Annotated in this window: 17 protein-coding genes and 8 pseudogenes; 8 read left to right on the top strand and 17 right to left on the bottom strand. The window is 60.6% G+C overall.

The annotated features are described in order from the left end of the window. Window positions 1–37: 37 nt before the first annotated feature. Window positions 38–646, bottom strand: a complete 609-nt coding sequence (locus HMI57_RS17360; RefSeq protein ID WP_267313554.1) for a response regulator transcription factor — start codon at window positions 644–646, stop codon at window positions 38–40. 32 nt (window positions 647–678) lie between these two features. Beyond that, on the bottom strand, window positions 679–1,890 hold the full coding sequence (locus HMI57_RS17365) for a histidine kinase (RefSeq protein WP_171587260.1): 1,212 nt from the start codon (window positions 1,888–1,890) through the stop codon (window positions 679–681). Window positions 1,891–2,737: 847 nt separating this feature from the next. Here HMI57_RS17365 and HMI57_RS19240 point away from each other — a divergent pair. From HMI57_RS19240 to HMI57_RS17380, 3 genes are read left to right on the top strand one after another with little or no spacing between them, the layout of a single operon-like run. Further along, window positions 2,738–3,388 (top strand): tyrosine-type recombinase/integrase, encoded by a 651-nt coding sequence (locus HMI57_RS19240; RefSeq protein ID WP_228721192.1) that lies wholly within the window; start codon window positions 2,738–2,740, stop codon window positions 3,386–3,388. Then, on the top strand, window positions 3,378–5,894 hold the full coding sequence (locus HMI57_RS17375) for a site-specific integrase (protein WP_171587262.1): 2,517 nt from the start codon (window positions 3,378–3,380) through the stop codon (window positions 5,892–5,894). The genes HMI57_RS19240 and HMI57_RS17375 overlap by 11 nt, the downstream gene beginning before the upstream one ends. Continuing rightward, complete coding sequence (locus HMI57_RS17380; RefSeq protein ID WP_171587263.1) at window positions 5,891–6,517, top strand: hypothetical protein; 627 nt, start codon at window positions 5,891–5,893, stop codon at window positions 6,515–6,517. The genes HMI57_RS17375 and HMI57_RS17380 overlap by 4 nt, the downstream gene beginning before the upstream one ends. Here the strand turns inward: HMI57_RS17380 and HMI57_RS17385 are convergent. The 5 genes and pseudogenes from HMI57_RS17385 to mobF form a co-directional block, all read right to left on the bottom strand. Beyond that, complete coding sequence (locus HMI57_RS17385) at window positions 6,514–6,750, bottom strand: helix-turn-helix domain-containing protein (RefSeq protein WP_171587264.1); 237 nt, start codon at window positions 6,748–6,750, stop codon at window positions 6,514–6,516. The two genes, HMI57_RS17380 and HMI57_RS17385, sit on opposite strands and share 4 nt — an antisense overlap. Before the next feature lie 142 nt (window positions 6,751–6,892). Continuing rightward, window positions 6,893–7,015: pseudogene (locus HMI57_RS17390) on the bottom strand (helix-turn-helix domain-containing protein); the annotation flags it as partial. A gap of 43 nt (window positions 7,016–7,058) precedes the next feature. Continuing rightward, window positions 7,059–7,232 (bottom strand): hypothetical protein, encoded by a 174-nt coding sequence (locus HMI57_RS17395; protein WP_171587266.1) that lies wholly within the window; start codon window positions 7,230–7,232, stop codon window positions 7,059–7,061. A 7-nt stretch (window positions 7,233–7,239) separates the two neighbouring features. Beyond that, window positions 7,240–7,542 (bottom strand): sulfate permease, encoded by a 303-nt coding sequence (locus tag HMI57_RS17400; protein WP_171587267.1) that lies wholly within the window; start codon window positions 7,540–7,542, stop codon window positions 7,240–7,242. Between the two features lie 153 nt (window positions 7,543–7,695). After that, on the bottom strand, window positions 7,696–11,232 hold the full coding sequence (gene mobF, locus HMI57_RS17405; protein WP_171587292.1) for a MobF family relaxase: 3,537 nt from the start codon (window positions 11,230–11,232) through the stop codon (window positions 7,696–7,698). 207 nt (window positions 11,233–11,439) lie between these two features. On the opposite strand from mobF, the pseudogene HMI57_RS19640 reads away from it, so the two are divergent. Next, a pseudogene (locus HMI57_RS19640) lies at window positions 11,440–11,714 on the top strand (hypothetical protein); the annotation flags it as partial. 307 nt (window positions 11,715–12,021) lie between these two features. On the opposite strand, the gene HMI57_RS17420 reads toward HMI57_RS19640, so the two are convergent. Continuing rightward, entirely contained in the window at window positions 12,022–13,260 is a 1,239-nt protein-coding gene (locus HMI57_RS17420) for a helix-turn-helix domain-containing protein (RefSeq protein WP_346655260.1), read from the bottom strand. Between the two features lie 131 nt (window positions 13,261–13,391). Between HMI57_RS17420 and HMI57_RS17425 the strand changes: the two genes are divergently transcribed. The 3 genes from HMI57_RS17425 to HMI57_RS17435 all read left to right on the top strand — a co-directional run bounded on the left by HMI57_RS17425 (window position 13,392) and on the right by HMI57_RS17435 (window position 19,074). Continuing rightward, window positions 13,392–15,431 (top strand): hydantoinase/oxoprolinase family protein, encoded by a 2,040-nt coding sequence (locus HMI57_RS17425; protein WP_171587271.1) that lies wholly within the window; start codon window positions 13,392–13,394, stop codon window positions 15,429–15,431. Next, window positions 15,431–17,419 (top strand): hydantoinase B/oxoprolinase family protein, encoded by a 1,989-nt coding sequence (locus HMI57_RS17430; protein ID WP_171587272.1) that lies wholly within the window; start codon window positions 15,431–15,433, stop codon window positions 17,417–17,419. The genes HMI57_RS17425 and HMI57_RS17430 overlap by 1 nt, the downstream gene beginning before the upstream one ends. A gap of 260 nt (window positions 17,420–17,679) precedes the next feature. After that, window positions 17,680–19,074, top strand: a complete 1,395-nt coding sequence (locus HMI57_RS17435) for a permease (RefSeq protein WP_171587273.1) — start codon at window positions 17,680–17,682, stop codon at window positions 19,072–19,074. Window positions 19,075–19,264: 190 nt separating this feature from the next. Here the strand turns inward: HMI57_RS17435 and HMI57_RS19245 are convergent. The 9 genes and pseudogenes from HMI57_RS19245 to HMI57_RS17470 form a co-directional block, all read right to left on the bottom strand. Then, a pseudogene (locus HMI57_RS19245) lies at window positions 19,265–19,740 on the bottom strand (transposase); the annotation flags it as partial. Beyond that, window positions 19,724–19,925: pseudogene (locus tag HMI57_RS19250) on the bottom strand (IS481 family transposase); the annotation flags it as partial. The pseudogenes HMI57_RS19245 and HMI57_RS19250, both read right to left, overlap by 17 nt. A gap of 119 nt (window positions 19,926–20,044) precedes the next feature. Continuing rightward, window positions 20,045–20,308 (bottom strand): annotated as a pseudogene (locus tag HMI57_RS17445) (IS481 family transposase); the annotation flags it as partial. A gap of 149 nt (window positions 20,309–20,457) precedes the next feature. After that, entirely contained in the window at window positions 20,458–20,745 is a 288-nt protein-coding gene (locus HMI57_RS19435) for an aldehyde dehydrogenase family protein (protein WP_267313555.1), read from the bottom strand. A gap of 155 nt (window positions 20,746–20,900) precedes the next feature. Further along, window positions 20,901–20,993: pseudogene (locus HMI57_RS19440) on the bottom strand (hypothetical protein); the annotation flags it as partial. 426 nt (window positions 20,994–21,419) lie between these two features. After that, window positions 21,420–22,403: an alpha/beta hydrolase fold domain-containing protein gene (locus HMI57_RS17455; RefSeq protein WP_171587276.1), complete on the bottom strand. Its 984-nt coding sequence runs from the start codon at window positions 22,401–22,403 to the stop codon at window positions 21,420–21,422. After that, complete coding sequence (locus HMI57_RS17460; protein WP_171587277.1) at window positions 22,400–23,887, bottom strand: NAD(P)-binding domain-containing protein; 1,488 nt, start codon at window positions 23,885–23,887, stop codon at window positions 22,400–22,402. Before HMI57_RS17460 ends, HMI57_RS17455 begins: the two co-directional genes overlap by 4 nt. A 35-nt stretch (window positions 23,888–23,922) precedes the next feature. Further along, window positions 23,923–25,071, bottom strand: coding sequence for an alcohol dehydrogenase catalytic domain-containing protein (locus HMI57_RS17465; RefSeq protein ID WP_346655267.1), 1,149 nt, complete (start codon window positions 25,069–25,071; stop codon window positions 23,923–23,925). Between the two features lie 385 nt (window positions 25,072–25,456). After that, window positions 25,457–25,648: pseudogene (locus HMI57_RS17470) on the bottom strand (integrase core domain-containing protein); the annotation flags it as partial. A 129-nt stretch (window positions 25,649–25,777) separates the two neighbouring features. On the opposite strand from HMI57_RS17470, the pseudogene HMI57_RS19260 reads away from it, so the two are divergent. After that, window positions 25,778–26,003, top strand: a pseudogene (locus HMI57_RS19260) (hypothetical protein); the annotation flags it as partial. Between the last annotated feature and the right edge of the window lie 39 nt (window positions 26,004–26,042).

Below are 26,042 nucleotides of genomic sequence, written 5' to 3' on the forward strand. Positions count from 1 at the left end.
TACTCACCGCAATGGTCACATTCCACCGAATCCACAATTAACAGACACAACCTAGGTGAATCCGGTTCTTCAGCTTGAGTTTGGTCAGGATGCTGCCGATATGGGATTTGACTGTTGCTTCGCTGAGAACCAGCGATTGTGCTATTTCGGTGTTCGCGATTCCCGTTGCGGCAAGCTTGAAAACTTCCCGTTCGCGTGCCGAGAGGACGTCCAATGCTGCCGAACTTACTGCCGTTGGTGTGGTGTAGTCGCGGAGCAGGTCGTTGGTTATCGCGGGGGCGATGACAGCATGCCCGGAGTGAACGGTCCGGACTGCGGAGAGCAAGAATTCCGGGGTTGTGTCTTTGGTGAGAAATCCCGCGGCGCCGGCTTGGATAGCCCTCACGACCGCTTGGTCATGCTGGATGGTGGTCAACACGATGATCTTGATGGCATTAGTGCTACTGGAGCTGGTGATGTGTTTGGTCGCGGCGCAGCCATCGAGGAGTGGCATACGAATGTCCATCAACATCACGTCTGGGTGGACTTCTTCGGCTAGCCGTATGGCGGCTTCCCCGTCGACGGCCTCTCCGACGAGCTCCATGTCGGGCTGGCTTCTGAGAATCATCTTCAGACCGGCGCTGAAGAGAGGCTGATCATCAACCATCGCCACCCTCATTTTGGGCGCTTGATTCGGGGTCATAGCCGTACACCCTCTACCAGGGCCGGCTGGGGGTCCAAACGGAGGGCATGGTGATCTATACCGTGGGGCGAGGGTATGAAAGCGGTGACTTCGAAGACGCCGTTGGCGATGGACACTTCCAGCCACCCTCCGACCGCTTCGGCACGATCGCGCATACCGGTTATACCGCGCCCTGATGAGTAGGTTTCGAAGTGCCGCCTGTGATGTTCGCTGGGACGAAACGAGGACGATACGGCCAGTTCCATGCCGTCCGCAGTCCAGCGGGTCGTGAGCGTTGCTCCGGCCTCGCGATCGCCGTGTTTGAAGGCATTTGTGAGGGATTCTTGGGTAAGCCGATACACCGTTAGTTCTAGATCCACGCTCATCTCCCAAGGGGTTCCCGTCGACTGGATGGCAACTGGCATTCCACTGCTAGTGAAGCGCCGGATGAGGTCCGCGATTTTTCTATCGTCCGGATCCCGCTCCTCAGTGGGGCCGGTTGGTGAGACCCCTTCTAGCAGGCGTCGTGTGTCCACCAGAGCCCGACGTGCTGAGTCGGCTATTACGGTCGCGGATTCTTCGACTGCTTCGGGCTCGAGGCGGTGAATGTAGCGGATTCCTTCGGCCTGGGCGATGATCACCGCCAACGAATGAGCCAGCACGTCATGAAGGTCCCTGGCAATTCTGTTTCGTTCCTGCTCGAGGAGAAGCTCAATCTCGGTTTCACGGAGCTTTTCCTCTGCCTGGGCCTGCGCTCGGCTACTGGCCGAGGCGGCGCTTACTGCGGCTCCTAACGCCCACCCTGTGAGGTGGAAGGCGGCGAAAGCGCCCAAGATCAAGAACGCGTACACCGCGGTTTGGATGAGCGCGCGGTCATAGAGTTGTTCCCCGAAGACATAGGTGATCCACGAAGAATCCTGGAACCAGATCACGGTAATCAATGCGGCATACACGACGGCCGCAACCGGCGTGACCCATCGAGGTCCGGATTTCCAAACCAAAGTGGCGAAGAAAATGACCACCGGGACCGCAACATAGCTGGAGACTCCACTCAGGATCACGGGAGGCATGATGCCCGTAGCCTGCAGCCCCAGAGCGATCAGAACGAAAATCATTGCTGCGGCGGGCACCAGTTCTGCGGCCGCCACAGCGAACAGCAGGGCCAGCAGTAGCGCACTACTGCTGTCGAAGTGGCGCTGTTCAAGGACAAACAATGAGACCAGCAGCACAGCCGCTGTCAGAGGAGCCGCAAGTACACGGGATCGGCGAATCAGGTGAAGCATGCCTTCCACACTAAGGCGAGCGTTGCCCGCGAATGACCGTAATCCAACTAGTTCAAACTGGATGATGACGAAGTTCCACCTGATGGACGACGTACGACGCAGGCCCGATCCCAGCCAGACGACACCGCCCCCGTTTCGACCTAGCGAGCTGGTGCTTGCGAGTCGGCAGCACGCCGGGAAGTTGAACTTAGCCCTTCCTCGCTGGGATGTAGTTTGATGCGGCCTAATTCATTTGGATTCATTTTGATTGAAGTAGCCCGGTGAAATAGCTTGCGTTGATTTGACGTCGTTCGCTTGCGGGGTAGGGTCAGGCAGCGTGACCAAATTCAGCGCGGTAGAAGTGCCTCTTTCTGGCGGTGAGCGGGTCCACGTCGTCGTCGACACGGTTTTCACAATGTCTGAGGAGAGCCGGCTCTACTCACTGTGGTTGAGCCAGGCGGGCCGTTCAGCCAATACCCAGCGTTCGTATCAAACAAAGTTGGCGGCCTTTCTCACCTGGGCGACTGCGGAAGGGGTCGACTGGCGCAATCTGACACTGCTGGATCTCATTAGGTACAAACTGCACCTGCAGGAAGCGGTGCCTGGGCAGCGCCCCAGATCGGGAAAGACGGTGAATGTGTATATCGTCGCGGTACTGCAGTTTTTGAGGTTTTGCGCCCATGAGGGCATATGCGACGTTGACGTTGATCGGAGATTCTTCGATCACGCTGGACTACGGGCCGTTAAGGCACGAGACGGCAGCGGCGATCCCGATCGAGTGCCGCGCCTGAGCCGAATGCTCAAAGCACGGGAGATGACGAAGCACCCCCAGCCGATCAGCGGCACTGCTGAGTCAGAGCTGATGGTGTGCGCGACGAATCCGCGCGACGCGCTGCTGGTCCGGTTGCTGCTGCACTGCGGGTTACGGGTGGGAGAGGCTCTGGGCCTGCGCTTGGAAGACCTCCACTTTTTACCGGAGTCGACCCACGCCGGATGCTTCGAACGCGGTCCGCATGTCCACATTCACCGCAGGATCAATAGCAACGGTGCCCTAGCCAAATCGCACGACACTCGCAGCGTTCCCGTAACGGATGACGTGACGCAGGCGTACGCCGCCTATCAGGATGAGCGCCACCAGCTCCTCGGCGGGACCTTCAGCGACTACGTCTTCCTCAACCTCTACTCCCGTAATAGCCGACCCGATGAGCCGCTGCGCTACGCCAGCGTCCATGCCATGTTTAGACGATGGGAACGAAAGACAACCATGCGGGTGCGCCCGCATCAGCTCCGGCACACCGCCGCCACCAGGTGGGTCCGGGCAGGACACCCCCTCGACGTGGTCCAGGAACTGCTAGGCCACAGAAGCCTCGAATCGACACAGGTCTACCTGCACGCCTCGGCGGAGGAAATGAGAGCAGCGGTCGAATCGGTCACAGCCGCAAGTAGCGAGAACAATGGCAGCTGATTCACGGCACATGCTGCTCACAGAGTCCCCCAGCCCCGAAGCGGGGACCTACCTCACGTTCCTGCAGCAACGCATCAACCGAAACTGGCGGCCCAGCGAATGGGACAGCAAGCTCTGGCATTTCACCTCAGATCCTTCCAACCCGCTCACGGCCGCCTATCCGTGCACCGCTTCCGGCTGCACCGGGTTGGCACGCAGCAACGGAGCTCTCTGCCTACCCTGCAAATCGACGATCAGGAGTGGCGCGAAAAGCGGGCACCCGACAGGTCGTCCCGTTAGCCGGGCGGCGGAAGCGAAAGAACGGTGCACCATTACCGTCAGCGGACGGTCCTGCAAGGCGCTATCGAGCCATCACGGGCTCTGCTACCACCACTATCACGCCTGGCGGAAACGCCTCACTAGCGCAGGCGGAGACTACCCGCTGGAAAAGTATCAAACCGCCGCCCGTGGCGTGTTCCCACGCGGGAAGCAGTGCACCGTGCCGGGATGCCGGACAGAGGAATGGCGTTTCGAGAAGGCAATGTGTCTCGGCCATCACTTCCAGTGGAAACGGCTCAAACGTCAAGGCATCACTCTTGAGCAGTTCACCGCTGTCCCGCGTCCCATCGGCCAACAGTGGTCTACCACCGAATTTTCTCTGGTGGATCTTCCACCGATTCTTCGGCACGAGTTCCTCCTGACCCTGCAGCAGCGTGACGAGGAGGGCTACCGGTTGGATCCCTGGGTGCTTCGGCGCTGCATCACCATCGCCTTGGAACATGGGGCACGAACGATGGAGAAGCTTCACCAGATCATGCTGGCGAGCACGACGAATCAGCAGCTGCAGAAGGGGTTCACGAACTACGGACGGATGTGGTCGGCCCGCTGGCGGTACCAGCACACCGGTACCGATACGAGGAAAGACGACGTCTGGGACGCCGCGGTCCTCATGCTCCGGGCACAGTCTGGCAGCGACACCATCTGCTCGAAAGGCACGCTGGATTTCCGCCCGGTCCGAATCAACTGGCTACGCGACGCGGCCAAGGAATACGCCGCCGCCTTTGAACTGCCAGCGGATAAGATCCGCGACGTGATCCGCTCCTGCAGCATCGCTTCAGACGCGCTGCTACGCCGCCCACATGGAACCAGCCCGGATCGGCTGGGAAGGGCTGACGCGAAAGCGGTATTCCAGGCCTACTCCACGCTGGAAAACCACGACGGTGCGCCGCGTGGAGAACGGTACAGATACGAGCAGTTCCACCGATTCCGTAGGCTCCTGCACGAAGGACGAGAACTTGACGCGCTTCAAGGTCTGGCCCCAACATTCCGGTTTCTCGCCACGGACACCATCGCCAACGGCCGCAAGCGCAGCACGGTCAACAAATCCATTCCGGACGAGGTCATCAAGGTGCTGGACGAGAACCTTCACCTTTTCACCGTCGCCGGCGATCACCCCTACACCAACGGCCGTCCCGCCGAACTCTGCAACCACATGCACCAAACGATCTATCAACTGCTGCGCGACCTAGGCCGTCGCCCCTCTGAGATTCTCGGCCTCAAACGTGATGCGCTCCAGCATTACGATGACGGACGGCCATTTATCCGCTACGACGCCCCAAAAACCGGGGACATCGGCGTGGAACTACCCATTCACCACTCCACAGCACGGATCATCACAGCGTGGACCGACCGCCTCGACAAGGTCACCGACATAGAACCACGTGCCGCTGACCTCATGTTTCCCTCGCTCTCAGGATTCGGACCAGCAGCACGGAAACCTATAACGATCGGCGGGTATCACACCGTCTATTGGCGGTGGATCCAACGCATCAAGAACCTGCCCGGCCACACCCAAGGACCAGGCGGCGTAGCCGAACCGTTCGATCGGTCCCGGCTGCGCCTCTACTCATGGCGGCACACCTATGCCCAGAGGCTCTCCGATAACAACACAGCTCCGGACGTCATCCAGGAACTGATGAACCACAAAAGATTCGAAACCTCCGCCGGGTACATCCGCATCAACCGGCAACGCAAAGCCGATGCCATCCGCGTCGTCGATCGCACCACCATCGATCGCCACGGAGCCCCGCAACCCCCGCACAGCTATCCCGCGTACACCCGCGCATCCGTAGCCACACCATTGGGGCTCTGCACAGAGCCATCCAACGTCAAAGCTGGCGGACAGGCCTGCCCGGCACGCAGCAAATGCGGTGGATGCACCTACTTCCGCGCCAACGTATCCCACCTACCCCTGATCGACGCTCACATCGTCGCACTCACAACCGACCTCGAACTCGCCCGACCAATCGCCGATACCTGGGTACTCGAGAGCCTCACCGCCGAAATAGACTCCTACCGCAAAATCAGGCGACTGCTCGCCGACACCAAGACCAGACTCTCCCCAGCAGAACAAAACGAAATCGACCGGGCAACCGAACTCCTACAAGCACTCTCCACCGCGCCGGCCCAGGACCCGCTTACCGCCATTCCACGCAAGCTCCTGCCACTGACGCCCAAGGAAGCATGAACACTCACCACAACGAGACAACGAACAAGTCCGCACTACGTACAGCACGGCTCATCGCAGCCAAAAAAGCCGATAGCCAACGACGGCGTGAAGCAGTACTCAAGGCAATAGCAGCGCATACAAAGGCAGGACAGTCGATCACTACCGCGGGCATCGCCCGGTCCGCTGGAGTAAGCACCTGGCTGATCTATAACGTGCCGGACCTTCTGGAAGCCATACGTGGCGCTGCCGCACAAAGCCACGCAAAAGAGGACACCGTTAGAAAATCGACCGGTTCTGCGCCCACCATCAACAGCCTGCGCAATGAAGTCTCGATGCTAAACGCCAGGCTCACAAAAACCGCCGCGGAAAGGGAGCAGCTGAAGAAAGCACTGAGAAACAAGATCGGTGAGCAGCTTGAACTCGAAACCTCAGGTGAACTTAAAACCCGCATCGGGCTACTTGAACGGTCCCTCGAACGCGCCCGCCTGGACCTCGAAGATTCCCAGACTCGCAGCAGTCTCTTACGGGACGATCTGGAAGACGCTCAGGATGAGCTGCGGGCGGCCAGAAGAATCAACCAGATGCTCATCAAGGAGCACTCTCAACAGGGATCCGTCGTATCTCTCAGGTCAACCATCTAGGAGCCAATCTCCTCGCCTACCTGCGAGCTCAGCTCCTTGATCGAGGCAGCGGTGCGCTCATAAGCATCCGAAATATACTCCTCAAGCTTAGAAGCCTCAACTCTCCACTGACCTCGGCCACCCACCTGAATCGCCGGCAATTCACCAGAACGAACGATCGCATAAGTCTGGGACGAAGAGATGTTCAAAACCTCTCCCACATCAGCCAGAGTCAGGAAGCGTTTCTCCGCCATCGTGCCCCTCCCCCCATCACAAACATGCTCAACACGGCCTATCGAAACCCACGATACTCACCATCACCAAAAGACTGGATAGGAACGCTTGCGCAGGTCAAGCGCAGAATGACTCGGCGAACACGGCTCGAAACTTAAGATAACCCCTCCCGCCCACCTGGATGGCAGGCAGATCCCCGGAGCGCACCAAAGCGTACGCCTGGGAATTGGAAATGTTCAGTTCATCGCAAACGTCGTCAAGCTTCAGGAAACGCGGTTCAGGCATGCCAAAAGGGTACATGGCATCCCTCTGAGATCTTTGGAGGCTCTCAGGTGCCGGGAGGAAGCGGCGAGGAGTCGCCGACCGGGCTCATACAGACTGCGCACTGGAAGAAGGGGCTGTCACCGATAGGGAAGCTGGCATAGTGCGGCCCGGACGTATCGCACTGGGAGCAGTCGTAATCCGAATAGAGGTTGCCCTGGTCGTCTCGTCTGATCGCCATGGCCTCACTATAGGCGCGCGGCCGTGGAACGCAGGAGGAGCACGATGCTGACCGGTCCCATGATGGTGAACTTCATCGCGTTGTAGATGAACAGCAGCACGAGCAGATGCAGCCAGCCCGGACCGTCTTCCTCGATGAGTTGCACGCAGATGCTTGCGGCGTATAGGTACGGGATCGCCAGCAGCATCGCCGGGGTGCCCCATTTCAGGCCGCGGCGGGTATGGATCGCGTCAAGCAGGATGTTGGTGGGCATGTAGCGCCGCAGGAAGTACCGGGTGCGGACGCTGAGGGCCCAGATGAGTCGGCACATGGACAGTCCTCTCCAGAGGTTCGGCGACAAGAACCTGAAAGGACCGCCCGTTGCTGGGAGAGTCATACCGTCGCGACGAGCGACAGAGCCAATATAGAGGCCGCCTCGCCCACCACGATACGACGTCGTGGCGACACCTGGAAGGCCCCGAGGTCACAGGGAGCGCCCGAGCGGTTCGCGTCCACGAGGTCGTTCCGGGCTCTCGTCTGTCCCAAAGACAAGACTGCGCGCGCGATCCAGAGCCGCCTTGGCGCGGACGGCGTCGATCTTCTGCGCGGTCGCCTCCGGTTCCTGTCCGAGGGGGCCGTCATCGTTGATGCCGTATCGGTCTCGGTAGGCAGCAACTGTCCGTGCGTACCCTCGCCAAGTCGCCCGCGTCCTCTGATCGTTGGGCGGTATCCCGAACGATTCCGTCCACAGGGCTTTCGTATCGAGGCCCCTGTCGAGGACGGCATCGGCCCGGGCCTCGATCAGCTCGCGCCGCTCCCCCAGCGCCTGCCGCATGTCGTCGGACATGGGTCCGCCGGCGAGTGGGACGAGCCCGGCGATCAGACGTGGCGCCTGACGGGTGCGGCCGGGCCCGGCCGGGCGTGCGGTCGCGCCGGCGACCCGGTGGCGGAGGACGGAGGCGATGTCGTCGGCGTCGGCGAACCCGCGCGCGGCGACGAGGCGTGGAAACAGCCGATCTACGTCGTGGTGGTTCGCCTCTGCGCGGCGAAGCTCGGTGGTGAGCGCGCCAAATGCCTCGGACTCGATTGCGGCGTCGGCCTGGTCCTCGTTGAGGCCGGGCGTTCGGACCAAGGTGGCCCAGCGGTCGTGTTGAGCTGCGGCGGCGATGGTCTCGTACTCGGCGGCGAGCTGGGCGATCGAGCCCCACTGTTCGTGTTCGGCGGTGATGGTCTCGTGCGCCGATAGCTCGACACCGACGTGTTTGAGCACCCCGTACAGCACGCTCCTCGCGGTGGCGTCTGGGTTGTCGCCTGGGTGTGGGTGGGCGTGGTCGTCGGCCCGGTCCAATGCGACGTAGGCGGTGTTGGAGTGGCGGCCGCGGGTCATAGCGACGTACAGGTTCTCCCGCGTCGTGGTCGGCTCCACCAGCATGTGCGCGGTGTCGACGGTGACGCCTTGAGCCTGGTGGGCCGTTACAGCGTATCCAAGGTCGACGTGCTCGGCCACATACGACGCCGGCAGAACGATGGAGCCGCCGAACCTCAGCCCGGTTTTGCGGATGGTGAGCGAGCCATCCTCGTGCACGTCTCTGACGATCCAGGTGTCGCCGTTGCGTATCCAGTCTTTGCCGTTGCGGAGTCGGCGGTCGTTACGTCGGGTGATGATCATGTCCCCCACCCCGGCAGTGGTGCCGTCGTTCAACTCGATCTCTCGGCCTGGTTTCAAGGTGCCGTCGAGAATCAGGTCTGCACGGGCGCGGTTGTTCAGGGTTGTGACGTCGTTGCGGGTCTCGGCAATCAGCACCGACACCAGCCCTGCCTGCAGGTCGGCGTGCCAGGCAGCGTAGGCCGCATCGGTAATCGCCTCGGCGTCCCCCTCCCGGATGCGGTCGTGGTCGAGATATGTGTCGATCACCTCGGTACGTCCATGACGCAACGACAGTGAGGCGGTCTTCTCCCACTGGTGCTCGAAGCGGTGGACGTCGACCAGCTCGGGGGCGTCGTCCCTGTCGTTCACGATCAGGTTGAACGCGCCGCCAGCATCGACGGACTGGAGCTGTGCGAAGTCGCCCACCAGCAGCGCCTTCGCTCCCGCGCGCTCTGCCAGGTGCGTGATTCGGTCCAAGGACAGGGTGCCGGCCAGCGATGCCTCGTCGATGATGACCAGCTGACCCGCCTCGAACGTTGTCCCGTGCACGAGGTGGTTCTGCCACCACTTCGCGGTGTTCTCTGTCGCGATGCCGAGATCGTCGGCGAGAACCTGAGCAGCCACCGCAGACGGCGCTAATCCGACAACAGAACCGGTGCTGTGTTCGGTCTCCCACGCCCTGCGCAGCGCATTCATGGCGGTGGTCTTACCTGTTCCGGCGGGGCCGACGAGCACGTCGATCACGCGCCCGGAGACGGCGATCTTCAGCAGAGCGTCGGCCTGATCCGTGCCGAGCATCCGCCCCTCACTGTCAGGGCGAGCGGTGATCTTCTCCACCGTCTCTAGCGGGATGGCGGGTGCAGTGAGGGCGCGGGAGCGGTCGAGAAGCCGATCCTCGGCGGCGAGGAGTTCTTCGGAGGAGAATACGGTGGAGTGCTTAGGTCGGAACACGCTGGTCCCGTCCACGCGGCGGAATGTCGCGGGGCTGGTGGCAAGGTCGGGAGGGGTCAGTCGTAGCGATGCTCGTTCGGCTGCTTCGGCGACCACCCCGACGATCGCCTCCCGGTCGAGCGTGGAGGCGAAGCGCCAGCCCATCGTCTGCCGGGCGGCCTCCGCCATCAGGTTCCATCTGCGCCAGGTCGAGCGCTTCTCGCCCACCACTTCGACCACTGAAGACCCGAGTTCGGCGATCGCGTCCAAGGGCACGTCATCGGCGCGTAGCAGCAATGGCGTGTCGGTCTCGGTCACACGCATGGTCCAAGAAGCGGCGTCCTGACCGAGAACTCCTGTGGCACGCCTCCTCCACTCGTCGGTGAGGTCAGCCAGCGACCGCACCTCCTTTTCCGGTCTCGTGGACAGGGTCGCTTGAGAGCGCAGCTTGATGATCGTCGCGGTAGAGGGTTGGCGTCCGTGCTTGGCGACGTACTCGGCGATCAGCCGGTTCTTCTCGACGTCGATGTGACGGGCACGGGTAGAGAACTCGGCCAACAGTTGCTCGGGCACGCTCGTGATCACCCAGGCAGGGTTACGGTCACGGCCTCTGTCGCGAGCTTCCCATTCGACGCCGAAGGTGCGGGTCATGTGATCGGCGAACACCGCCTCGTGCAGCTCCGACAGGGCGACCACGGCGGCGTGCATCGGCCGCCCGTCCAGAGATCTCCACTTTCCATCCAAGGCCGTCTGGACCTTGTTGGAGATGACGACGTGCGTGTGCAGGTGGGGGTCGCCAGCGCGGGAGTCGAAATGATCGAAAGCCGCCGCCACCAGACCGGTGACATTGACTTGTGCAACGGCACCATCTCCGGCTGTTGCGCCGGTGCGGGTTGCTGCAACCTCCCGTTCCATGAACGCAACCATTTCCGCAACCGCCCGATGGTGCGCCTCCCCGATGAGCGCCTGTGTCCCGGCGTCGGCGACAGCCCACAGCACGGAGGCGGACTTCGGTATCGAGAACGTGAAGTCGAAACCCGCCACCGCCCGTCGTGTCCTGCGCTCGGTCTCCTCGGCCTCAATCAGTGCGACCGCGGCGCCTTTTGCACCAGGATTCAGGCCTAAGTCGAGGTTGGCGATGCGACTCTCGATCCGCTCGGCCCGGGACTTGTAAGCAGGAAACGCCAACCCGAGCGGGTCGCCCGTGATCGGGTCGCGACCCATCCCCATCAAAAGCTGGAGCTGGGCCTCCGACACCCGATCACCGATCGCGAGCTGGCCCTTGCCAAGTGCGGCGACGCCAGACCCCAGCCACTGACCGGGCGGCGTTCCAGCCTCAGCGTAATACCTTGTCAGAGGCGTCGAGAGCGACCTGTCACCGTCCGCGGCGGCTACGGTGCGCAGCAAGTATTTATAGCCGTCACCCGCGCTCATCACACGCATCGAAACCGTCACCAGACCACCGCCCTTTCGACAGCCAGGTGAGCGGCAGACGTCGGAGCGAGCCGAGCAACTGTTCACCTCAGTTAACTGACTCAACCTCGACCTGCAAGACGCGTGGAAGCTCGGGGATAGCGCGCTTGAGCTTCCAGAATGGCGAGGTCGACGACCAGTCGATGTCGCTGGTATCTCCTAACAGTCATCAAGGCCCGCACCGGCGATGAGGCCGAGTTCCCGGCCCTCGGGGAAGGCTCCCGGACCTTGCTGATCGAAGCAGCCGCCGCCGGCACCTAGCGGATGAACGTGAAAATGGCCGAAGCCGTCACCCTGGCAAAAATCGCCGGCACCGCGGCCGTGGCTCGGGCCCTCGGGACTGCTGCGCTGCACGGCCGGTTCGTGCACTGTGACCTGGCCTCGATCCTCAACGCCACCACCAGTCGCACCACCACGCACGCCGCCAATGAGCCCGGTCCCTGACCCAAGGCCCGCCTGGTCCAGGCTTGGCAGTGCTCCCCATACCACTGCACCGGAGAGCGCCAAATGAACCTAGTTCAAACGACGACCGCTCCGCCTCTGCCGGCGGACCTCGACCTGGATCGGCGGTGAAGGGATAGGCGGCCGGGTTTTAGTTGACATATCGGTAACTATCGGCACACAAGGCAACCAACAACACGTCCCGCTCCCCGTATAAAACCTTAGTCAGAGCCAGTTTTCGGACCGTTTTCGATTTAGGCCCGTACGTCTGCACTATCGTAGCAATGCAGACTAGGGGCTTCGAAGGACCCCGTCCTGTTAGGGCGTCGAGATAACATTCGAACCCGATGTGGAAGGTCCGAGCTCCGGATAGAGAGCGAGGACCAGATTGGCTAAGGCAGGCGCAAAATCGAGGGGTAATCCGATCGCCTCCTCAATGCGCCCTAGTCGGTAACGCACAGTGTTCTGGTGGATATACAGGGCCTCCGCGGTACGAGCTACATTCTGGTTGTTTGCGAGATACGTGATGAGGGTTTCCCGAAGGGGCTCTGTGTTCACCGGTGCCAAGGTGGCGGTAATTCGCGCCTGGAGTTGCACCGGATTCACGTGGGAAAGTAGCCAGGTGGAGAGGTCGATTTCATCAATACGTACGGGCCCGATCAATTCCGGTCTTTGGGCCACAGCGGCCCAAGTTTCAGCAATGCCAAGTGCCGTTTCTGCTTCGCGCACACTCTCAGGGACCTGGACAAGAGCAGAAAACGGGGCGGAGACACCGATGAGGTACTCGGATGCTGTGAGGTCGAGCCACCGGGTCGCCTGTTTGGTGGCCGGCAGGATCGCCGAGATTACGGCTGGCGATTCCAGCTCAGCGCGGCGCAGCATGATGAGCAGGGGAATGTCGTTCGAGCGGGCGCGCGAAGCGAGGCGTGTGACATCGTTATTAGCACCTGCACTGCCGCTAAGAGGCCTGAGTTCAGCGGCGCGCAGCGGGGAGTAAGCCGTGAAGTGGAACTGCGCAACGCGGATCCAGAAACGATGCTCGCGTGAAGGGATGATGCCGTCGTGCAGACTCGCGATGAGCTGTTCGTTGTCGCGGCGGTCTCGCAGGGTCACGCCGTACTGGATGCCGTGGACCGCTCCGAGGAATCGCTCTGAAGTGTCGAGCAGCACCCCTCCTATTTCGGAGAGCGTGTCAAGACTACGACTGGCGATCGCAATCACGTGGATCCCTGCCCGGAGGGCTACGCGGCGCGTCATCACGTGCCAACGCCCAATCTCGAGGACGAGTTCGGGTTGATTTGACCCTTCGACCTCGTTCCAAATGAGCTGAGTCGGAGCCCCGCCCACGCTCTCGACGATCTTACCTTCGTAATCATAAATGGTAGCGGCTCCGCGGCAGATCATGCCTATGCGCGATGTAAGGGCATGAACGGGGTCTTGTGAAGACACTGCGTCGAGGAGGGCGTTCGCGATCTCAAGTGTGGCGCGAAGACGTACTGTTTCGGCGGTCGGCCCTTCAGAATGCAGCTTGAAAGACCCGGGGCTGGGGATATCCACACATCGATCATGTGCCATTTTGGTTATTTTTACAAGCCACGCTCCAGCAATCGTTCTAATTTACAGTGACACAGATCTCATAGCGGGCGAAGGTTAATCCACTCATTTCATGAAGATCTTAGGAGAAACCGATGGGCAAAGTGCGAGTTGCGGTAGACGTGGGTGGCACGTTTACCGATGTCTGCATCTTCGACGAGGAAAGCAAAGAAATGCGCGTCACGAAGGTGCCGTCGACACCTTATGATCCGATGATCGCCGTCATGAATGGTGTCGAGCGGGGACAAATCAATCTGTCGGAGGTGTCGCTTTTCTCGCACGGGACCACGGTGGCGACCAACGCACTTATCACTAGGAACTTCCCGCCGGCGGCGCTAGTTACGACGCGCGGTTTCCGAGACATCCTCGAGATTCGAGATGGTACGAAAGACGACCTCTGGGATGCCTATAAGGATGTGTCTCCAGCCTACATTCGCCGTCGCGATCGGTTCGAAGTCACTGAGAGAACAGACTATCTAGGCCACTCGATCACCCGCCTTGATGAGGAGGAGGCCCGCAAGCTCGCCGAACTGCTGAAACGCCGCGGCGTTAAGACCATAGCGGTGTGTTTCCTCAACTCATACGCGAACCCAGCCAATGAGATCCGCATGCGCGAAATCATTGAGGAGGTGATTCCCGACGCGACCGTTTCCACATCGGCCGAGGTTCTTCCTGAGATCTTCGAATATCCACGGTTCAATACAACCGTGTCGAACGCAGTGCTTGCTCCGTTGGTCTCCGGCTATGTGAACCGTCTCGCTGATGAGCTCCGGGACGGCGGCTATCAGGGAGACCTCCTGCTTCTGCACTCGGGTGGCGGATCCATGACACCACGTCTTGTGGAGAAGTTCCCCGTGCGCCTTGCCGCCTCAGGCATCGCCGCTGGCGCCATATCGGCGAAGCACATCGCGCAGCAGTGTGGGTACGAGAACGCGGTAAGCCTAGACATGGGCGGCACCTCCACAGACATCTCACTGGTAGCAGGCGGGGAGCTCCGTATAACACAAGAGTGGCAAGTCGAGTACGGCCACCCAATTATCTTCCCTTCGATCGAGGTGCTCACCATCGGTGCCGGTGGGGGATCACTCGCCCACATCGATATCGCCGGTTCCCTCCGAAATGGACCGCAGTCTGCGGGCGCGGAACCCGGCCCCGCATGCTACGACACGGGCGGAGAACAGCCAACCAATACCGACGCAAATGTCTTGCTTGGCAGGCTCGGCACTTCGCTCGCGGGTGGAGCGATGACGCTAAATCGATCGCTGGCGGAGGAGGCAATCAACCGAGTCATCGCAAAGCCCCTTGGCATGGGCCTTGAGGAGGCAGCACAAGCGATAATCTCGGTCGCCAATGCGAACATGGCGGACGCCGTGCGTCTTGTCTCAATTCGCCGAGGCTACGACCCTCGAGACTTCGCCCTGCTTGCTTTCGGCGGAGCGGGCGCTCTCCACGGCGTTGACGTTGCCCGAGAGCTCGGTATTCCGTCTGTGATCGTCCCACCGAACCCAGGAGTAACCTCGGCCATGGGATGTCTGCTCGTCGACATCCAACATGATTTCGCGCAGATGTTCACGAGTCTCGTGGATGGGACCGACGAAGACGCCGTTGAAGAGGCATTCGTTGGCCTAGAGACGGAAGCGTCCGCACGGCTTCGTCACGAAGGGGTCAGTGATGAAAACGCAATCCTGCAGCGTAAGATTTCCATGCGTTACCGCGGTCAGTGGCGGTCTCTGCAGGTGCCAATGGGCAGTGGACCAGGAGCGATGGAGCAAGCGCTCCATACTTTTCATGAGGAATATGAGCGTGAGTTTTCCTTCCGTCAGGACGAGACACCTGTAGAGGTCTACCAGCTGCACCTCTCCGCCGTCGGGAAGATTCCGAAGCCCTCCTTCCGCCCTGCCGAATCGCTCCTGCAGGAGCCGACTGAGCCGATCGAGCGTCGACCTGTTTACTTCCGGGACGAGGGCTGGCTCGACACACCAGTTTATGAACGGGACGAGCTTGCCGCCGGTACCCGATTCACGGGTCCCGCCATCATCAGCCAGTTCGATTCAACCACCGTTGTGCCACCCTCGACCCGCGCGGAGATCGATGAGTGGTTGAACATCCGTATTCATTTCGAGGAGAAGAACTAATGACCGACACCTTTGTGCCCTCCAATACCCTGGCGCGGGAGACCACCCTTGACCCAGTAACGTTCGAGGTGCTGAAAAACGCCTTTGCCACGAGTGTCGACCTCATGAGCGAGCAGATTTTGCGCACCTGCTACTCCTTCGTCATCTACTCACGTGATTTCTCGTCTGCGCTATGCGATGCTACCGGGAACACCGTTATGCAAGGGTCCGCTGACATCGCTGTACACGTGGGTACGTTGCATTTCCAATGCAAGGCTGTGATCGAAGAGTTCGGCGACGACATCCACCCCGGCGACGTCTTCGCCATCAATGATCCATACCGAGGCGGAACGCATCTCAACGATGTCTCCTTTGTGCGTCCCATCTTCTCTGAGGGCCGCATCATTGCCTTCGCTCAGAACAAAGGCCACTGGGCCGACATCGGCGGGAACGTCCCGGGATCCTTTGACGTGTCCGCGACAGAACACTTCAGCGAAGGCCTTCGGATTACGCCGGTGCGAATCTGGTCAAAGAGCGCTTACCTTCACGATGTAGCGCAGCTGCTCGTGTCGAACACGCGCGCTCCCGATCAGGCGATGGGTGACCTCCACGCCCAATCGGAAGCTACCGCGGTATGCGAACGGGAGGTGCTACGACTGGTCGAGCGTTATGGCATCGATACGGTAACCCTTGCGATGCAGGAGACGCAAGACTACGTCGAACGCACAGTACGCCGTCGGCTCACCGAGCTGCCGCGAGGCACCTGGAGTACGGTCGACTATCTCGATCTAGACCCGGGCGCCGAAGAGGGTCTCGTGCCGGTCGAGGTCACGCTGACCCTCGATGGGAAGGGCATGCATTACGACCTTAAGGGCGGCCCCGCAGTTAAAGCGTTCCTCAACTCCGGCTACGGCTCCACGTTTTCTGCGATATACGCTGGCACGAAAACGTTCTTTCCTGACGTTCCCCTGAACTCGGGATTCTACGCGGCTGTTACTGCCGACATTGGGCCTGAGGGGACCGTAGTGAATGCTGGCTGGCCGCTTGCAGTCACCGGCACCGTGGCGGGGCCCTATGAAAAAATTATGAACGGGATCTTCGAGCTGTGGTCCGGAATCATGAAGGATCGTGCGATGGCGTGCTCGTTCAATCTTGAGTACCTGCTGGTCGGGGGGCATGACGCGCGCACCGAGGATAAGGCGAGATTCATGTGGTACGACTGGATGGCCGGAGGCTGGGGAGGCCGGATCAGCAAGGATGGCTCGAGTGCGACTGCGCCAGTCTTCGGAGTAGGCCTCGCCGTGCAGCCCTGCGAAGGCCAGGAGCGCCTTTCGCCCGTGATCACAAACATGCACCAGATCGGCACAGACTCGGGCGGCCCCGGCCGATACCGTGGCGGTTGTGGGATCGAAAAGGGGGGCACGCTCACCGACGCCGAGTCGACGGTCATGAGCTACTGCTGCGATCGAGCGCGATCCATTACATGGGGAATCGAGGGCGGGCTACCGTCCATCCCTCACGGCGTCTGGCTGAATCGGGGCACGGAGAACGAGCGCTTCCTCGGCTCTATCTTCTCGTCGGTACCTGTAGGCCCGGGCGATACCTTCTACCGTCCATCGGCCGGAGGTGGTGGTTACGGAGACCCACTGGAGCGAACATCAGAGGAGGTTCTTGAGGACGTCATTGACGAATACGTCTCGGTTGAGCGTGCTGCGAAGGACTACGGCGTGGTAATCACACCTATCAATCCGGAACTCGACGAATACGAGATCGACTCTGAGGCTACGACCGCGATGCGTGAGTGGATACGCGAGCACCGCCGCGAGTGGATGAACGCTGATCCCGCCGATGTCGCTCGGAAGTACTGCGGTGGTGAAATCGACATGCTCGACGTCATCCGTCGCCACGGCGTGATCCTCGACTGGGGAACTGGCGAGCTCTTCGCGAAGACTACGCGCCAGCATCGCGAACAAATGCAACGCCGATCCGTCGCACACTGGAGCGCGTAAGTGCAGCACCTGGCCAATTTCCTTTGGCGTGACGGGGCGGGTAACCCACCGGTCCCTCCCCTACTTTGTACCTCGATTTGTGGCCACAAGCTCGATAAACCAAGAGATATTTTTCATAAACACCCATGGCGTCTCGTGCTCACCCATATCAGAACCAGGGAGGGCATCCGGATCCGTCACCCGGACAGAATGCTGTATCAGCAGCTTCACAGCGAGACGCCGCAGAATCACACTACTCATTCACCAATGGAGGCATCACCGTGTCAACTAGTCTGACTGGCTCTAATGATGACGTCGAAGCAACAGATGCGCTTGCCCGGGAGGGCAACGACGACGATCAGATGAGCCGCGGCTCTCTAACCATGGCCTGGTATGGCGTCGCTAGCGCCATGTTCTACGTCTATGTCGGCGCCGCGATGGCCGTAGCATACGGCACGGCAAATGCGCTCGTCGGCATCGCACTCACGATCATTGTTTACAGCGTCATCAACGCTGTCCTTTCGAAGTACGCGATCAACAATCGCACCACGGTCGCGCAATTCTCGCGCACAATTCTTGGCACGGCGGGGTCATCTATCGCGACCATTATCTTCGCACTCATCGCAATTTACTACGCGGTGTTCGAAGGCTCGATCGTTGCATACGCCTTCCAAACCCAGTTCGGCGGAGAGATGTGGATGTGGAGTCTCATTGTTGTGACCTACTCCACGCCGCTCATCATCGGCGGTGTGCGCCGATTCCTCGACAAACTTAACGGGTTTTTGTTGCCGATCTACTTCTTTGGCTTGATCGCCGCGGTCATCTGGGCCGCGTCTCTGTACGGCTACAACGAAAGTTGGCTGACTCAGGCACCTGAAGCTCCGATTCAGTTTGCTCTTGGCGGCCCAGGTTGGCTAGCAACCTTCGTGGGATATATGGGCGTATGGATCCTCATGATGTTCACGATGGATTTTGCTTCGCTAGGTAAGCGCAAAGACACGAAGTTCCACCAGTGGGTCTCCTTCGGTCCCGTCTTCAACGTTCTCGCGTTCGGCTTCTCTGCCGTAGCGGGTATCTTTCTCACCTTCACTATCCCGGGTATGGACGTGACCGAGACTGGTGTAGCGGGGGGGATCGTACAGATGATGGGCATCCTTGGGCTCCTCATCGTGTTCGCGTCGCAAACCCGCATAAACACGGCGAATTACTATCTCGGTGCCGCAAATTTGAAGGTTTTTGGCGAGCGTGTTTTTGGTCTCAGGATGCCGAACCTCGTTTGGGTTTTGTTCTCTTCGGTAATCATCTTCCTGCTTATGCTGCTCCCGATCGTGCAGTACTTGCTGCTCGCACTCGCTTGGCAGGGCGTGCTCGTGACGGCGTGGGTAGCCATCGCGCTCACCCATATTGTCCTAAGCCGCGGCAAAAGGCAGGAGCACAGCGCCATTGAGGATCGGCACTACAAAGCGATCAACACGAACGGCCTCATTGCTTGGACCACCGCAACGGTGGTTGGCATCTTCATGTTGCAGCTTGGACAAATCAATCCGGAGTTGGCGGGCATAGGTTCCACTTGGGGTCCCATACTCACCGTGGTTGTCGCCGCGGTCATCTATGGTGTGCTGTGGCAGGTGAAGCCAACAAGCCGCACGGGATTGAGCAGGTCTTCCAGCCAATAGCTCGGTGATGGCCTCGGTTTCCCCGGGAGTCATAACAAGGGCCCGCCCGATTTCAGGAGCGGGCCCTTGTTCGCGTTGTGGCTGCGGCTTCACCTGTCGAGCTCGAAGACGGCTAGGAGAGGTTGGTGACGCGGCTGGCTGGTGGTTGACCTTGAGTGAGGTTTGGCCTCGGTGGACTCTTCTATGTCTGTCAAGTCGCGGATGAGGCATTGAGTGTTCGATAGATACGGCGGGCAAAATAGCGTTTGATGCAGCGGCGGATTTCCTTCTCACTCCGACCTCCTGCCCGTCGCTTTTCCACGTACTCACGGGTTGTAGGATCGTGGGTCATCCTCGTGACGGCGACCATGTGCAGCCCGCTGTTCAGCCCCTGTCGCCGCCCCGGTTCAGCCGATGTCTGGCCGTGTTCCCGGAAGACGCCGGAATTGGGTTCACCCAGCCAGAGAAGCAAGCGACGCCTCGCTACGAACCCTGCCCTCGTGTGATCACGCGGTGAGGCACTTCGCGGCACTGATCGCCCCGAACCCCTTCTATTTCAGCAGCAAGGGTGCAGCCTTACTGGCCTTGACCAGCTGATCCAGCTGCAGCTTATTGGCCAATGAGCTGCTCGTCCAGTTCCAGAATGTGTTTAGACAGACGAAAGGCCTCGGTCCGAGCAATGTGCAGTGTGTTCGTAGCGGCGGATTGTCCGGCCCGCCCGGTCGAGCCAACATAGCCTGGCCAGCCCGTACCGGGTCGGACCCGGTGCACGGTTGAGGGATGCACTCCGAGATCGTACCCGATCCTCGCCGGACCCCCTGCCGGTTGACCCGCATCGCGATGATCCGCCGCTACGTCCGGGCGGGCGTGCGTGCGTCCGAGGCGGACAGTGGCGGGCCCGGCTCGAAGCACCGTTACCGGCCGGTCCGCGCTGACGGTAACGGGAAGCCCAGTCGATAACGGCCGCGGCCGAGCGGGGGTCGTAGTCTCAGTCATCGGCCTTGAGCTGTCTGCGGATCTTCACGAGCTCGTTAACGACCGTGGGCCCGTACCGACTGGCTGGCCGTCCCAGTGCGCGGGAGCGCGGATGCAGCGCTGCCGTTAACTCGTGTGCCGCACGAGCGCGGATCTTGTAGAACACGCTGCGCGAGATCTTCACCGAGCGGCAGAACTCACTGACCGACAGGGCGAGCGGCTGGGTCGGATCGTAGTTGATAATCGCGGCACGAGTCTGAGGCGAAAGAGGATTAGACATTCATCGAATGTCACAGACAAGCACCCCATGCAGCTGTCTCCGATGTCGTGAGACACCCTGTCCACGATGTCGGTAGGGGCGGATGGTACTGGCGGTCTGGCGACTTGGTGTGTAATCTCGCAACATCGTAGACACTGGACCGCACCACTTCATGGACGCTGGGTCTCATAGCTTTGTGTGTCCTGTCTCAGCACATCGTGGACACATGATCTCATGGTGCCACGCAGTACGTTCTGTGCGGCATCGGCCATGAGCCGCTTGCCCACCGGTGTGGAATCGGTGAAGGAGATCTTGCGCTGCCGGGAATGTTTCAGCAGGGGTCCGTAGATGCCGGAGGCGACGACGTTGAGCACTGCGGCGGGCAGGCCGGCGTCGGAGCGTGGTTTGGGCGAACAGCTGGGCTGTGAGCGGTGTGAGTTTCGCGGTTTGAGCACCATGGTGCAGCCGGCAGCGATCGGCGGGCGCCACCTTCCGGGTCGCCATCACCAGCGGGAGTTCCACGGCGTGATAAGCAGGCACGGGCCGCCCGGTTGCGCTGGACCAGAATTTTGTCCTTGCCCTCGGGGGTGGTGAGGTAGCGGCCGTAGTCGCGTACGGCCTCCTCCGAGAACCAGCGCAGGAATTCCGCGCCGTAGGTCACTTCGCGGTGTGCTTCAGCCAGCGGTTTTCCCATTTCCAGTGTCATCAGCAGTGCGAAGTCATTGGCACGCAGTCACCAGGTCGAATGCGCGTCGCAGGATTTCGGCACGCTCCCGTGCAGCGGTGCGCGCCCAGGACGCCTGGACGCCTGGGCGGCATCGAGGGCGGCCACCGCGTCTTCACTAGTCGCCGAGGCAAGAGTCGCAAGTACCTCACCGGTCGCGGGATCATGTACGTCGAAAGTGCCGCCATCGGACGCCTACCGCCACTGGCCGCCGACCAGCAGGCCGGTAGGCATAGAAGCAAGAACTTCGGCCTCAAGCTTGCGTAAGACGTCAAGAAGATCAATAAGGGAGGAGGTGGTCATCAGTGCTTTCCTAAATAATGTGAGATGGTGATGGCCGTGAGGGGAATCCCTCGGACCACCACCATCCATAGAGTTGTCTGCTTGGTGGTCACCGGACCGAGCGCCTCACTCCCGCCCAAAATGCACACCATCCCAGTCAGATTGTGCGTACCTGATGAAGCCGGCGATGTCCTCAACCGACTGTTCACCACGAGGGATACGCCCTGCGGAGGTCAACATTCCGTGGGCGTACCCCGGTAGGTGTTGGTACCGGACCTCAGTTCCTGCTTGAGCAAGGGACGCGGCGTAGTTCGCCCCCTCGTCAACCAACGGATCGTTGTCCACAGTGATAACGAGGCTTCGTGGAAGGCCGACGGGGAGTTGCGCGAGGGCGGGACTGATTTCTGGGGCAGAACGGTCTATCCCCTCCGGCAGGTAATGGTCCGCGAACCAAGCGATAGTGTCAGCAACGAGAGGGAATCCCTTGGTGACTCGGCCGTAGGAGGGTGATGCCATGGTCAGGTCCACCATGGGGTAGATGAGGACTTGGCCCGCGATCGGCAGCGGATCTGCTGCGGTCGCGTTCTCAATTGCTAGGACAGCGGCCAGCTGTCCTCCAGCACTGTCACCGACGAGCACGACCTGGGATACGTCCAGGCCGTGCTCATTACCGGCTGAGAACAACCAACGCAGCGCAGTGCGACAGTCGTCGATCGCTGCCGGATAGCGGTGCTCTGGGGCCAGACGGTAGTCAACCGCAATGACTGGCAGCGCCGTAAGGCTCGCCAGGCGCCGGCACAGTCCGTCATGAGTTGAAAGACTGCCCATAACCCACCCTCCGCCGTGGAGAAATAGCACGCCGGGGGTGGGTCCTCCGACGGGGCGCGGGTCATAGATCCGCAGTTTGAACTCGTCGACATTGAAATCCGTTACCGACGACAGCGAATCACCGCTCAGACCGTTGGCCGCACACCCTTGCTCATAGAGCTCCCGTACCTGTTCGACGGGATAAGTATGGAATGAGCGCCCCCCGGATGAGCGGAATGCCTCCAGAACTCCTACAGCGTCTGATGCGACAGGCCTCCGGCTGAAAGGGTCTGGATGGGTCACCTTGCCTGTCCGGATTCGGCCAGCTGAAGGTAGTCATCGAGTTGGAGGTCATGGGTGCTCGCCCGGTATTCTTCCACCGTTCCGCACCAGTTGTTGATGACTCGTCCGTCCTCGTTCTTGTACCAGGAGGAGCAGTCCGAGGAGAACGCGGACTTCTCGAGTTCGTTCTGAACGTGAGCGTTGTACTTGTCGAGCACAGCCCGATCCACTTCCAATACCCTCGATTCATCGGCTGCGATGTACTCGACAGCCTGGGCGATGTAGCGGTGCTGGGCCTCCAGCATGGAGACCACTGAGTTGTGGTTCAGATTGGTGTTGGGACCATAGATTAGGAAGAGGTTGGGGAACTGATCGACAGTGATGCCCAGATATGCCTCTGGTGCGTTGCCCCACCGCTCTTCGAGGCGGATGCCATCACGTCCTGAAACGCGCATTGATCCCTGGAAGGCATGGCTATGGAAGCCCGTGGCGTAGATGACCACGTCGAACTCGTGCTCGACGCCGTCAGCGGTGCAAATTCCGCGAGGCGTGAACTCGGTAATTGCCTCGGTCACGAGTTCCACGTTGCCGCGGGTCAGGGCGGGGTAGAAATCGTCGCTTCTCAGAATACGCTTGCATCCGAAGTCGTAGTCAGGGGTGAGCTTGGCCCGCAGTTCAGGATCGGACACCTGATTCTCGAGGTGCTCGCGTGCGAGTTGCACGCCTTCCTCGGACGCTGCTGTGTGGCGTCGCGTCCGCTCGAATCCCGCTTCACGAAACTCGTGGATCTCTTGGCGCAGCTTTCGGTATGCGTCCGGGTTCTTCTGGAACTGCCTGCTTTCCTCCTCGCTGAAGATGTACTGGTCGCGGGGGAGGATGTAGTTGGCTGAGCGCTGAAATACAGTCAGGTTCGATGCGATTTTCGCAACCTCGGGAACGTACTGAACCGCTGTGGCGGCTGAACCGATGGATGCGACCCGCTTGCCTGTCAGATCGAGATCGTGCCGCCACTTCGAGGAGTGGAAAGCCACGCCTTCGAACGTGTCCGTCCCCGGGAAGTCAGGCATATTGGGCTCGTTCAGCTGGCCCCAAGCTGCCACGACGGAACGGGCGAGGTACTGCGAGCCGTCCGCGGTATGAACAGTCCAGAGGCAGCGAGCCTGATCCCACTCCGATGCTGTGATGTCCTGACCGTATCGGATGTGCTTATTCAGCCCGAACTCCTGCACCATGGAGCGCAGGTAGCCTTGGAGCTCCTCCTGGCCGGCGAACATCCGGGATACCTTGACGTTGAGGAAGTAGCTGTAGCAGTACACGAGCGCCTGAGTGTCACACGCGGCGCCAGGGTAGGTGTTCTCACGCCATACGCCTCCTACATCCTCGCCGCGTTCAAGGATCAGGAAGTCCTCAACGCTTTCCTGGACGAACTGGGCTCCCTGGCCCAGACCGCCGAAACCGGCGCCGATGATGATTGCGCTGTAGATGTGGTCTTTCGTGGAGGTCACAATGGTCTCTCTTCGAAGCTGGATGCGGATTGAAATCAGGAAAAGGTGATGATTTGGCGTAGCGCGTGGCCGTCGTCGAGCGTGTCCATTGCCCGGTTGATCTCTTCGAGCGAGATGGTCTCAGACACCAACCCTTCGACCGCCAGTTGGCCGTCTCGCCAGAGCTGTTCGTAGATGGGAATGTCGTGTTCGGGAACTGCCGAACCGAGGTAACTGCCGACGATGGACCGGGCCTCTGCCGTAAGGGTGAGCGGGTCGATGGCGACCGATTGCCCAGGGGCGGGCAACCCGACCGTCACGGTGATTCCTCCCGGCTTCGTCAATGCCACCGCAGCTTCCAGAGCGCGTGGGTGCCCTGCCGCTTCGATAACAGCGTCGAACTTTTCACCGCATTCCAGAGCCGCCGCAGTAGTCAAGGCGTCGACGGCACCAAGGTTGCGCGCGGCTTCCAGTTTGGCTGGCATGGTATCGATACCGACGACGTGTTCGACTCCGGTGGCGACGGCTGTAATCAGAGCCGCCATACCTACTCCGCCGAGACCAACGATGGCTACCCGGGCCGAAGGCACGGGCTTGGCGACATTGAGAACAGCTCCTCCTCCAGTGAGCAGGGCACATCCGAGCAGTGCAGCTATGTGCGCAGGCACGTCAGCGCCAACAGGTACAACGGAACGGCGGGAAACCACCGCATATGTGGCGAACGCGGAAACTCCCACATGGTGCTGGATCGGCTGGCCGTTTCGTGAGATCCTCCGGCTGCCACCGAGCAGTGTTCCTTCGGTGTTGGACGCGCTGCCTTGCTCACACGGGGTCCCGCCGTTGGATTTGCAACCGGCGCATTGCCCGCAGCGGGGGAGGAACGTCATGACGACACGCTGACCGACCGAGATATCGGTCACCTCATCGCCCAATTCCTCCACGATGCCGGCCGCCTCGTGGCCAAGCAGCATTGGGGTAGGTCGCGGCCGGTTTCCGTTGACGACGGATAGGTCTGAGTGGCACACCCCGGCTGCCTCAATTCGAACCAGGATCTCGCCCTTACCCGGACCTTCGAGCTCGAGGTCTTCCACTTGGATGGGGAGCGTGTCCGTGTACGGCCGCTCGGCGCCGGTAGCTTCCAGGACCGCACCGCGTATGGTTCTGGTCCGGGTGGCTGTCCTCGCGGCTGAGTTCGTATATTCGATCGTCACGATTGGTCCTCTCGGGGAGCAGCGAAGTGGAGCAGAAATTGCGCAGGGAACGGAGTTCGGGGAGGGCCGGTGGGTGCCCTCGCATGGCGCGTGGGGCCGCTCCCATCGTTCTCTCCTGCAGCGGTTGCTATCCCCGGGCTGGGGATCGTCCTCTAGCAACGGACTGTCCATTGAGAGTAGCTGGGCGAGTGGCCGACGTCATGATGCAGAAAGTCAAGTTATTGATCGCTCTTTAGATGATTCGTCATAAATGAAGCCCATTGTCCGATGAAGAATCCTCCAGGCGAGGTGCCATAGGGAGGCTGCTGGGCACGAAAGCATGGATATGGAGCCAATGCTCGGCATTGAACTCGTTCCCTGTGCCGATACTTAGCTGTACTCAGTCAGTCGGTTGTTGACACCTGGTGATGGGTGGCGTGCCTCCGAGGCTGCCATGTGGCCGATGGTTGTTGTAGAAGTTTAGCCAGGGTTGCAGTGCGTCGGTGCGGTCCTTGTTGGAGGTGAAAGCCTGCCGGTAGGCCCAACCTTCCTGGAGGGTGCGGTTGAAGCGTTCGGCTTTGCCGTTCTGCCAAGCCCTACGTGTCAGGCTGGGACGGTACCAGGGGCTCGTAGCAAGTCCGTTTAGTCGCGTGGGGCGAGAGCCAGGAATCCAGTGATCATGTCCAGTTCGGTTCTGAGTGCAGTACGCGAAGATAGCGCTGTGAGTAGTAGTAGTAGTAGTAGTAGTAACTCTCCTGGGCCGCGGGCTGGTGGGCCGCGGCCTCGACGGTCGTTTACCCCGGTCCAGCCAGAAACTCGAGTTCCTGGCCGCGTACGAGAGCGCGTGCGAGAACGGTGGCGGTGGTGCGTTCCTGCGCCGGGAGGGCCTGTATTCCTCACAGATCACCGAGTGGAGGAAGCTCCGTGATGCCGGTGTGTTGGCCGGGAAGAAGCCCGGGGAACCGATCGGGAAGCCCTCGGCGGAG

Source organism: Arthrobacter sp. 260 (genome assembly GCF_013116745.1).
Taxonomy (GTDB): Bacteria; Actinomycetota; Actinomycetes; order Actinomycetales; family Micrococcaceae; genus Arthrobacter_D.